Genomic DNA, 10,917 nt, shown 5'->3' with positions numbered 1-10,917 from the left:
AGAGCACTTCATGAACCGCACCACCAGCACCACCACCGAAGAGACCGGCCGTCCCAACCCGCTGACCGGGGTCGTCGTCGCGACCGCGCTCCCCTACCGGCAGGACCCGTCGGCCCCGGCGGGCCTCGCCGTCGACTACGACACCTACGCCGACCACTGCCGCTGGCTCGTCGACAACGGCTGCGACGGGGTCGGTCCCAACGGATCGCTGGGCGAGTACTCGTCGCTGACCGACGACGAGCGCCGCACCGTCGCCCGTACGGCCATCGAGGCGGCACGGGGTCGCGGCAAGGTCGTCGTCGGCGTGCACGGACCGGGGTCGCACCAGGCCGTGCGATGGGCCGAGGCCGCGGCCGAGGACGGCGCCGACGGGGTGCTCTGTCTGCCCCCGACGATGTACCGGGCCAACCCCGGTGAGGTGGTGGCGCACTTCGAGGCGGTGGCGGCGGTCGGCCTGCCGGTGATGGTCTACAACAACCCCGTGGACACCAAGGTCGATCTGACGCCGGGACTGCTCGCGGAGATCGCCGGGATAGACAACGTCCTGGCGGTCAAGGAGTTCTCCGGCGACGTACGGCGCGTACTGGAGATCAAGGAGCGGGCCCCGGGCATCGACGTGATCAGCGGCGCCGACGACGTGGCGCTGGAGAGCATGCTGATGGGGGCCACCGGGTGGTTCGCCGGCTTCCCCAACGTCTTCCCCGCCGAGTCCGCCAAGCTGTTCCGACTCGCCACGGAGGGGCGGCTGGAGGAGGCGCGCGCCCTCTACCGGCCGCTGGTCGCGGCGTTCCGCTGGGACTCACGGACCGAGTTCGTCCAGGCGATCAAGCTGGGCATGGAGATGGTCGGCCGCTACGGCGGCCCCTGCCGCCCGCCGCGCGGTCCGCTGATCCCCGCCCACCGGGAGCAAGTCACCGCCGAGATGCGGCAGGCGATCGACTTCCTCGCCACGGAAGGGCGGCGGGACTGATGCGCAGCGTGCGGACGATCAGCGCGGTCGACTCCCATACGGAGGGCATGCCGACGCGTGTGGTCACCGGAGGCGTGGCGCCCGTCCCCGGCGCCACGATGGCCGAGCGGCGCCGCTACGCGATGGAACATCTGGACCCGTTGCGGCGGTTCCTCGTCGACGAACCGCGCGGGCATCCGGCGATGAGCGGGGCGATCCTGCAACCGCCGACCCGCGCGGACGCGGACTGGGGCGTCCTGTACATCGAGGTCAGCGGCTTCCTGCCGATGTGCGGGCACGGCACGATCGGGGTGGCGACGGTGCTGGTGGAGACCGGGATGGTCCCGGTCACCGAGCCCGAGACCCTCGTACGCCTCGACACCCCGGCCGGCCTGGTCGAGGCCCGTGTAACGGTGCGCGACGGCGTTGCGGAGAAGGTCACACTGCGCAATGTCGACGCGTTCGCGCTGGAACTCGACGCGAAGGTGACGGTGCCGGGACTGGGCGAGGTCCGGTACGACATGGCGTACGGGGGCAACTTCTACGCCATCGTGGATCTGGCGTCCCTCGGGCTGCCCTTCGACCGGGCGCGCAAGGACGACATCCTCGCGGCGGGGCTCGCGATCTCGGAGGCCGTCGACGCGCACAACCCGCCGGTGCATCCGGCGGACCCGGCGATCCGCGGCTGCAAGCACGTGCAGTTCCTCGCGCCCGGCTCGGACGCCCGGCACTCACGCAACGCGATGGCGATCCGGCCCGGCTGGTTCGACCGGTCCCCCTGCGGTACCGGTACGTGCGCGCGGATGGCGCAGCTCCACGCCCGTGGGGAGCTGGCGCTGGACACGGAGTTCGTCAACGAGTCGTTCATCGGCACCCGGTTCACGGGGCGGCTGGTGGGCACGAGCGAGGTCGCGGGAGTACCGGCGGTGGTGCCGGAGTTCTCGGGCCGCGCGTGGATCACCGGGACGGCCAACTATCTGCTGGATCCGGCGGATCCGTTCCCGAACGGCTTCGTCCTCTGAGCCGGCCTCCCAGCCGTCCTCCGGGCGGTCCGACGGCGCCTGTTACGATCGGGGGCAGCGAAGGGGAGTAGTCCCGAGAACCGCTGGTCGACACACTGGACGCCCTTGGGCGTCCCGGCCACCGGGCCGCCGCATACTCTGCGGGGGCGGACGAGACCTTCGGCCAAGGCATGATTCCGGCCCGCACCACCGCGTGGGCCGCACCATCGTGCCGGGTCGAATGGTTCTTCCCGACGCCCTCCGGGTGCCGCACGAGCTACGGCCCGGCCCCGGCAGAAAGCAAGTCAATGACCTTCGACCCCCTGGCGATCCTCACCGCCTTCGGGCTGATCTTCCTCGCGGAGCTCCCCGACAAGACGATGTTCGCCTCGCTGGCCATGGGCACCCGGATGCGGCCGCTGTACGTGTGGTTCGGCACGTCCACCGCCTTCCTCGTACACGTCGCCATCGCGGTCGGCGCGGGCAGCCTGCTGAGTCTGCTCCCGGAGATCGCCGTCAAGCTCGTCTCGGCGGCGCTGTTCGCGTTCGGCGCCTTCGTCCTGCTGCGCGGTGGGGACGACGACGAGGAAGAGGGCGCGGGCAAGACCGTCACCGGTTTCTGGCCCGTCTACACCACCGCCTTCATGGCCGTCTTCATCAGCGAATGGGGCGACCTCACCCAGATCACCACCGCCAACCTGGCTGCCGGCAACGGCTGGCTGCCCACGGCGATCGGCTCGGCCCTCGCGCTGATGTCGGTCTCCGCGCTCGCGCTCCTGGTGGGCCGCTTCATCGCACAGCGCGTACCCCTCAAGACCGTGCAGCGCATCGGTGCGGCGTGCATGGCGGGCCTCGCCGTCTGGACCCTCATCGAAGCGTTCACCCTCTGACGTGGGGCCGGGCGGACGCGGTCGGGGGGCGGGCGGCAGGCGGCCGCCGACCCTCACCGCGGATGCCCGGGTCTACGGTGACCTGGCGCCGCCGGGCGCTCCGGCGAAGTCCTCGGTCACCACGAGTTCGGGCAGCCGGTCGTCGTACGACGGCCGCGCCGTGCGATCAGGGCCGTTCGGGGCTGCCGACGGCCTGCGCGTAGTGGAACAGGCCCGCCGGGTCGTACCGGCGCTTGACCTTCACCAGGCGCTCGTAGTTGGCGCCGTAGTAGGCGTGCTGCCAGTCCCGCAGGTCCGGGTCGGGGAAGTTGACGTAGGCCGCGTCGGTACGCAGCCGGAGGCTGAGCGTGCGGTACGCGGCACGGGTCTGCTCCAGCAGCGCCCGCACCTCTGCGGCGGTGGCCGCCGGCTTCCACTGGGTGCCGATGTCGATCACGAACGTGGCCCGGCGGTGGGGGTAGGCGGTCTCGTCCGGGCGTGGTTCGCCGCTGGAGCCGCCCATGGCGAAGAGCGTCACGTAGCCGCCGGCGCGGGCCGGGCCGGGGCGCCAGCCGCGGGTCCATTCGATGACGGCGCGGACCGTTTCCGGGGTCAGCCACCGGTCGGGGACAAGGGACTTGGTGGCGTGGGACTCCGGCGACGCGGTCGCCTTGATGTAGTCCTGCGCGGACCAGAAGTCGCGCTCCTCGATGAACGTCTTGGCCGGTCGCAGCTTCAGCAGTCGCCCGAAGGCCCGGCGCAGCTTCTCCTCGGAGCCGAGCCGGTGGCCGAGCAGCGACAGGGAAGTCCGGCCGTCGCCCGCGTGGTTGAAGGTGACGCGCAGGTCGAGGTCGTCGCCGCGGTCCGTGTCGAGCAGGTGCTGCGCCTCCTCCATCACCTCCACGCCCGCGCGCAGATCGAAGGTGATGTCGAAGACGGTGGCGCGCAGCCGGTTCACCGGTACGGCGTCGAAGACGAACGCGGTGTTGATCCCGAAGTTGCCGCCCGCCCCGCCGCGGCACGCCCAGAACAGGTCGGCGTTCTCGTTGTCGGCGGCACGCACCACGGTCCCGTCGGACAGGACGACGCGGGTCTCGGTGAGCCGGTCACAAGTCAGGCCCCACTTGCGGTCGTTGAAGCCCAGCCCGCCGCCGAGTGTCAGACCGGCCACGCCGACGCCGGGGCAGCGTCCGCCCGGGAAGTACAGACCCGACGCACGGGCCGCGTACACGTCGGAGTTGGTGGCGCCGCCGCCCACGTGCAGCCGGTTTCCCTTCGGCTCGACCTGCCGGATCGCCCGCAGGCTGATCACAAGACCGCTGGTGGTCGAGAATCCGGCGTAGTTGTGGCCGCCGGAGCGTGGCGCGAAAGGCATGGCGTTCTTCGCGCACCAGCGGACCGCGGTCGCGACGTCCTTCTGCGAGGCGCAGCTGAGGACTCCGGCGGGACGGATCGAGGCGTAGCGCTGGTTGTTGGCGGTCGCCCGGATCGCGTAGTCCTCATCGCCCGGGCGGTAGAGCCTGGCGGCGGAGCTCACCGTACGGCGCAGCTCCCGCCAGGCGGCGGCGTCGGGGCGCGGGGCGGTGGCGGCCGTCGCCGGACGGCTCCCGTACGCCCCGGCCAGCACGGCCCCGGCCGCCGATGCCGCGCCCGCGCGCAGTGCGACCCGTCGGCTGACCTGTCCACCGGCTTGTCCGTCGGGTTGCCCGCTGATCCGCACAGTCGTGCCTTTCTGCCGCCGTCGCAATGGGTCGCCCGTAGCGGGCAGGCTCACCATGGAGTGACGGGAGGAAGCGAGCGGACCACGACACTCTCCGGTGGTCACGGTTCACGCGAATGCGCGTGAATCCGTGTGCGGGCGGGCGGGGCGTGCGGGGGCGTGAACGAGTGTGCCGGAGCCGGTACGGGGTGACGGGTCGGTGCTGTTCCGCTCGGGGCTTCGGACCGGGCCGGCCGCGCGAACACGGCGTCCGCACAGCCCTGTTGGGCCATCTCGCGTGGGGCCGAACGCCGGTGCGCCGCTGAGGTGAGGCGTTCGGCGCCGGCGCCGATTTCAGGCCGTATCGCCCAGCCGGAGGCAACCGTTGCTCGGGGAAACCAGTCTTGGCCTTCGAAGGATTTCCCACTCCAGGACATTGTCCGTTCACCCCGTCCCGCAGAGGTTGTTCCATGCCGACTCCCCCACGCGTCCGTCGTACGTCCCGCAACTCCCGTGCGGCGGTCACCGCTGTCGCCGCGCTGAGCGGCGCCGGTCTCATCGCGCTGGGCACGGTCCCGGCCGCGTTCGCCGACGAGCCCGAACCCGTTCTGGTCGTCGGCGACATCGCCCCGGTCGACGGCGTGAAGCCGGGCAGCGGCTTCGACCAGCCGGTGACGGTGGCGAACAAGGGCACCGAGGCCGCCGACAAGGTCTGGGTCCAGTACTCCGTCACCCGGGGACTCGGCTACGCGGCGATCCCGTCCAACTGCGCGGCCCATCAGGTCCCGTCCTACGACGAGATGACCGAGAAGTCGAACGTCGTGTGCGAGTTCGACCAGAAGGTGGAGCCCGGTACCGTCTACGCCCCGGAGAAGCCTCTCGCGATCAAGGCGCTGGACCGCGCGCTCCACGACGACCTGCGCGTGAGCGTCGGCGCCACCGATCCGGAGCCGGACGAGAACGCCACGCCGCCGGTCCCCGGGACCGCGCCCGCGGTGAAACTGGTGGAGCGTCAGGGCGGGGACGAGGGCACCGAGAGCGCCGTCGACGTCACGGTCACCTCCGTCAACACGGCCGACTACCGGGTGACGGGCGACGAGTTGGCGGGCCGCGTCGGCGAAACGGTCACGCTGAAGGTGCAGTTCACCAACGACGGTCCCGGCTGGGTGCTGACGAAGGAGGGGGACCCGCTCGTCGGCGTCCTCATCACACCGCCCGCCGGAACGTCGGTCGTCAAGCCTCACGGGTTCTGCGAGCCCAAGGGGAAGGCGTACGACTGCGGCACCAGCCAGCGGTGGGTCAACGAGGGCGGGGGCGAGACCTACACCTTCAAGCTGAGGATCGACAAAGAGATTTCGGGCGCCAGGGGTTCGGTGGCGCTGAGCGACGAGGCGCGGCCGTTCGACCCGGACAAGGCCAACGACAAGGCCACGATCACGCTGGACGTGACGGGCGGCGGGACGTCCGGATCGGGCGGATCGGGCGGATCCACCGGCGGCGGGTCGACCGGCGGCTCCGGTGGTTCGACCGGCGGCAGCGGCGGCTCGGACGGCGGCTCGTCGTCGACCGGTGGTTCCGGCTCCTCGTCGACCGGCGGCGAGGAGTCGGCCACGGCCGGCGGCGGCCTGGCCAGCACCGGCGCCTCCTCGACGCTGCCGATCGCGGGCGCCGCCGCCGCGGCGGTCGTGGCCGGTACGGGCATCGTCCTCGCCGTACGCCGCCGCCGGACGCAGAACCCCGGCTGACTCGGACGGTGACATCGGCGCCCCTGCGGCCAGCGGTCCGTAGGGGCGCCGATCCGCGTCACCGGACTCCCTCCCCCGGCCGGGAGGCCGGCGGAGTCCGCCGCGCGCCGTGGCCGGTGGGACTGCACGGGCTCCGAATTGGGTAACTCCGTCCCATTGGACGTGACCAGCGGTACCCGCCGCGACGAAGCCGCGGAAGCTCGCGCAGCACGGTGCGGACACGGTCAGCCGACGATTCCGGGAGGCGTACGTGCCGAGCAAGCCGAGTAAAGATCCGCAGCTGACCGACGCGGCCACCGGTGACGAAGAGGCACGAGTGATCGTGGTCGGCGCGGGGCCCGCGGGTGCGACCGCGGCCATGTATCTGGCGCGCGCGGGCGTGGATGTCCTGCTGCTGGAGAAGGGCACCTTCCCCCGTGAGAAGGTCTGCGGCGACGGACTCACACCGCGCGGTGTGCGCCAGCTCGTCCGCATGGGCGTCGACATCGACGCGCCCGGCTGGACGCGCACCCGGGGAATGCGCTGGATGTGCGAGGGACGGCAGGTGCACATCGACTGGCCCCGTCTCGGCGGGCATCCCGACTTCGGACTCACCCGCAGCCGGTACGACTTCGACGACATCCTGGTCCATCACGCCTGCGAGGCCGGAGCACGGCTGCGCGCGGAAGTGAAGGCCACCGGACCTCTGACGGACCGCGCCGGGCGGATCATCGGCGTGACGGCCGTCGCGGGAGCGGACAAGCAGCCGAGGACGTACCGCGCTCCGGTGGTCATCGCCGCCGACGGCGCCTCCGCCAGGACGGCTCTCGCCATGGGCCTGGAGCGCGACCCGGCCCGCCCGATCGCCACCGCCGCCCGCCGCTACTACCGCAGCGCCTCCCGTACCCACGACCCCTACCTCGAACTCTGGGCCGATCTGCGCTGCTCCCGCACCGGCCGTGACCTGCCCGGATACGGATGGATCTTCCCCCTGGGCGACGGCCGGGTCAATGTCGGCCTGGGGTCCCTGCCCCACCGCCGCCACGGAGCGGTCGACCTGCGGACCACCATGGACCAGTGGCTGGCGCGCCTGCCGGAGGAGTGGGGGCTGCGTGAGGAGAACGCGGATTCACCGATGCGGAGCGCGGCACTGCCGATGGGCTTCAACCGGCGGCCGCAGTACAGCCGCGGTCTGCTGCTGGTCGGCGACAGCGCGGGCATGATCAGCCCCTGGAGCGGTGAGGGCGTCGCACAGGCGATGGAAGCGGGCGAGGCCGCCGCCGAAGCCGTCGTCCTCGCTCTGCTGCGTCCGAGCGGGCCGGGGCGCGAGGAGGCGCTGCGGCAGTACCCGAGGGAGATCAACCGCCTCTGGGGGCGCTACTACCGGCTGGGCAACCAGGCCGCCGATCTCGTCCTCGGACGGTACGGGTACCGGCCCGTCCTGCACCGGCGCGTCATGGCCTCCCCGGTTCTGGTCCGGTCGCTCGCACGGCTGTTGACCGAGGTCGCCGACGAACCCGGCCCCGGTCACGACAGGATCGACGCCGTCCTGCACAGCCTGCTGCGTCTCGTGCCGAAACCGGTCCTGGGCCGGACACCGAAGCGGTGAACCCGGGCGCCCCGGCCGCCTGGTGGCCGGGGCCTGCCGGGAACTGTGAGCAGCGCCACGACCAGGGACTTTAGACCTTCTCTTTACCATTCCTTGGTCATCCTTGTACCGTTGGCCCTTCAGAACATAGGGAGGGACCGGGGTTGGACGTCTCAACGACCATGTGGGTGCTCACGATTGTGGGCTTGTGCGCACTCATCGCGGCCGACTTCTTCATTGGCGGCCGGAAGCCGCACGAAGTCTCGATCAAGGAAGCGGGCGTCTGGACGATCGTCTGGATCGTTCTCGCCGTGCTCTTCGGCACCGGTCTGGCCATCTGGGGCAGCGGACAGGCGTCGGGCGAGTTCTTCGCCGGCTACGTCACGGAGAAGTCGCTCAGCGTCGACAATCTCTTCGTCTTCGTGCTGATCATGGCGAAGTTCGCGGTCCCCACGATCTACCAGCAGCGCGTGCTGATGATCGGCGTGCTGATCGCGCTGGTGCTGCGCGCCGTCTTCATCGCCGCGGGCGCTGCCGCGATCAACTCGTTCGCCTGGGTCTTCTACATCTTCGGTGCGTTCCTCATCTACACCGCCTGGAAGCTCATCCAGGAGGCGCGGGCCGGCGAGGACGACGAGGACTGGGAGGAGGGCCGCCTGATGAAGGCGATCGAACGGCGGCTGCCCTCCACCGACAAGTGGCACGGCACGAAGCTGTTCATCCGCGAGAACGGCAAGCGGCTGGCCACCCCGATGCTGATCGTCATGCTGGCGATCGGCATCACGGACGTGCTCTTCGCGGTGGACTCGATCCCCGCGATCTTCGGCCTGACCCAGGATCCGTACATCGTCTTCACGGCCAACGCCTTCGCGCTGATGGGCCTGCGGCAGCTGTACTTCCTGATCGTCGGCCTGCTGAAGAAGCTGGTCCACCTCAGTTACGGCCTGTCGGTCATCCTCGCCTTCATCGGCGTGAAGCTGGTCCTGCACGGCATCCACGAGACGACGAGCCTGCACGTGCCGGAGATCTCCCTCCCCGTCTCGCTGAGCGTCATCTGCGGCGTGCTGATCATCACGACGATCACCAGCCTGGCGGCCTCGAAGAAGGCCGAGCAGGAGGCCGCCGAGCAGGAGGCCGCGGAGACCGGGGCGGACAAGCCGGAGGCGGCCGAGAAGACGGACGCCCAGGGCTGACCCGCGCATCACCGACCAGGCCCTGTCCGCGCGCCGGACAGGGCCTGGCGCGCGCCCGGGCCGTCGCCGTACGCATCACCCGTACGTACGGCGACGGCAGTCGGCTCACGACCCCTGGGGGTGTCCGCAAAGTCCCGCCCGGCCCGCGACGCCCGGCACGCCGCCGGCCCCGCCCTACGGGCGGACGGCGCTACTTCGCGGACACCCCCTAGCCGGACCCCTGTCCTGCGAGGAACCCCCTCCTAAGTTGTCCCGCCGACCTCCACAGCTCCCCGCACCGAGAACTAGCATCGCCGCGTGACGCAGTCGAGGTCAGGGGCGGTACCGGTCCTGCGGTCCGCTGCCGCGGCGCGGGAATCGCGTCCGCGCACCGTACTGCCGCCGACAGCCTCGGCGAACGCGCGCCCGTGCCGTACCGGGCGACGAACACGCGCCGACCGCCCGGTCTCGCCGACAGCGGCTCACCTGTCTCATTTCGCACTGACAGCACAACAACGGGAGCGTGCATGGTTTCTCGAATCGCGGTGACGGGTGGGGGCATCGCCGGGCTGAGCGCGGCGCTGCTGCTCGCCCGCCAGGGGTACGAGATCGACCTGGTGGAACGGGACGGCCCGCCGCCGGACGGTCTCGACGACATAGCGCGGTGGCAGCGGCCCGGTGCGCCGCAGGTCCGTCACCCGCACATGTTCCTCGGCCTGTTCCGGCACGTGCTCCGCACGCGGCTGCCGGACGTGCACGCCGACCTCCTCGCGCACGGCGTCGAGGAGGTCGACATGACCGCGCCGCCCGGGGTCGAGGCCCCGGAGGGCGCGCGCGACCTGGCGGGGTTCGGCTCCCGCAGGGCGACCGTCGAGTGGGTGCTGCACCGCGCCGTACGTGGACAGTCGGGAATCCGGGTCCACCACGGCCTGTCCGCCCGTGATGTCGTGGTCGAGCAGGGGCGGGTCCGGGGCCTGCGGGCCGACGGCACGTCGATCGAGGCGGACGCGGTGGTGGACGCCACCGGGCGGCGCTCACCGCTCGCCGGCGCCTTCGTGAAAGAGGCCGAGGAGAGTTCCTGCGGCAACGTGTACCACAGCCGTTTCTACCGGCTGCTGGAGGGCGTTCCGAAGCCGCCGATGTTCCTGGTCCCCGTCGTCTTCGCTGGCGGGGCGGGCTTCGGCGGCGGTCTCTACGCGCACGACAACGACACGTTCGCCGTGGTGTTCGCCCGGCTGCCCGAGGACGACGTGCTCGGGCGGCTGCGCGAGGTCGGCGCGTTCGAGGCGGCCGCACGGGCGGTTCCCCAGTTCGAACCGTGGCTGGGGCCGGGCAAGGCCGAGCCGATCGGCGACGTCGTACCGATGGCCGGACTCACCAACACCTGGCGCGAGTTGGCACCCGACGCGCCCGCCGGCTATCTGCCGATCGGGGACGTGCTCTGCACGACCGATCCGGTCCTGGGCCGCGGCGCGTCGTTCGCCCTGGCCGGCGCGGCCGAGCTGAGCGATCTGCTGGCCGCCCACGGCGAGGATCTGGAGGCGGTGAGCGCGGGTCTGCGGGCCCATGCCCGCGATGTCGTCCGCCCCTGGTACGACGACGCGGTCCGCGACAACGGCGAGCGCACCCGGAGCTGGCGAGCGACGGTCGCCGGTCAGCAGGAGCCCGCCGCCGATCTCCCGCTGGGCGTCCTCGCCGCCCTGGCGGGCATGCAGGACCAGCGGTTGTGGGAGTCGGCGCAGCTGCGAGCCAACCTGCTGGCCGCCCCGGACAGTCTGGACACCACCGAGGTGCACGACCGGCTGAACGCCGTGCTGTCCACCGGGTGGGAGCCTCCGGTGCTCTCGCCGGGACCGTCGTACACCGAGCTGACGGACGCGCTGGCCGCCCCTGCCGACTGAACCGTCGACGCATC

8 protein-coding genes are annotated in these 10,917 nt (G+C 71.5%); 7 read left to right on the top strand and 1 reads right to left on the bottom strand.

Annotated features, from left to right (window positions below; genetic code table 11):
* The first annotated feature begins 10 nt into the window (after window positions 1-10).
* From GXP76_RS17310 to GXP76_RS17300, 3 genes are all read left to right on the top strand, one after another.
* Window positions 11-970 (top strand): dihydrodipicolinate synthase family protein, encoded by a 960-nt coding sequence (locus GXP76_RS17310; protein ID WP_242572436.1) that lies wholly within the window; start codon window positions 11-13, stop codon window positions 968-970.
* A complete protein-coding gene (locus GXP76_RS17305) occupies window positions 970-1,971 on the top strand; it encodes a proline racemase family protein (protein ID WP_242572434.1) in 1,002 nt (333 codons plus the stop codon). The genes GXP76_RS17310 and GXP76_RS17305 overlap by 1 nt, the downstream gene beginning before the upstream one ends.
* A 287-nt stretch (window positions 1,972-2,258) precedes the next feature.
* Window positions 2,259-2,840: a TMEM165/GDT1 family protein gene (locus GXP76_RS17300; RefSeq protein ID WP_242572433.1), complete on the top strand. Its 582-nt coding sequence runs from the start codon at window positions 2,259-2,261 to the stop codon at window positions 2,838-2,840.
* 166 nt (window positions 2,841-3,006) lie between these two features.
* On the opposite strand, the gene GXP76_RS17295 is transcribed toward GXP76_RS17300, so the two are convergent.
* Window positions 3,007-4,539, bottom strand: a complete 1,533-nt coding sequence (locus tag GXP76_RS17295; RefSeq protein WP_242572432.1) for an FAD-binding oxidoreductase — start codon at window positions 4,537-4,539, stop codon at window positions 3,007-3,009.
* 449 nt (window positions 4,540-4,988) lie between these two features.
* On the opposite strand from GXP76_RS17295, the gene GXP76_RS17290 reads away from it, so the two are divergent.
* From GXP76_RS17290 to GXP76_RS17275, 4 genes are all read left to right on the top strand, one after another.
* Window positions 4,989-6,263 carry a hypothetical protein gene (locus GXP76_RS17290; RefSeq protein ID WP_242572431.1) on the top strand — a complete coding sequence of 425 codons (1,275 nt, stop codon included), beginning with the start codon at window positions 4,989-4,991 and terminating at the stop codon, window positions 6,261-6,263.
* Window positions 6,264-6,513: 250 nt separating this feature from the next.
* Window positions 6,514-7,851 carry a geranylgeranyl reductase family protein gene (locus GXP76_RS17285; RefSeq protein ID WP_242572430.1) on the top strand — a complete coding sequence of 446 codons (1,338 nt, stop codon included), beginning with the start codon at window positions 6,514-6,516 and terminating at the stop codon, window positions 7,849-7,851.
* Between the two features lie 143 nt (window positions 7,852-7,994).
* Window positions 7,995-9,023, top strand: coding sequence for a TerC family protein (locus GXP76_RS17280; RefSeq protein WP_242572429.1), 1,029 nt, complete (start codon window positions 7,995-7,997; stop codon window positions 9,021-9,023).
* A 506-nt stretch (window positions 9,024-9,529) separates the two neighbouring features.
* Window positions 9,530-10,903 carry an NAD(P)-binding protein gene (locus GXP76_RS17275; protein ID WP_242572428.1) on the top strand — a complete coding sequence of 458 codons (1,374 nt, stop codon included), beginning with the start codon at window positions 9,530-9,532 and terminating at the stop codon, window positions 10,901-10,903.
* The last annotated feature ends 14 nt before the right edge of the window (window positions 10,904-10,917 follow it).

The organism is Streptomyces sp. NP-1717 (genome assembly GCF_022695985.1).
Classification (GTDB): Bacteria; Actinomycetota; Actinomycetes; order Streptomycetales; family Streptomycetaceae; genus Streptomyces.
This window is presented reverse-complemented; position numbering and strand designations above follow the sequence as displayed.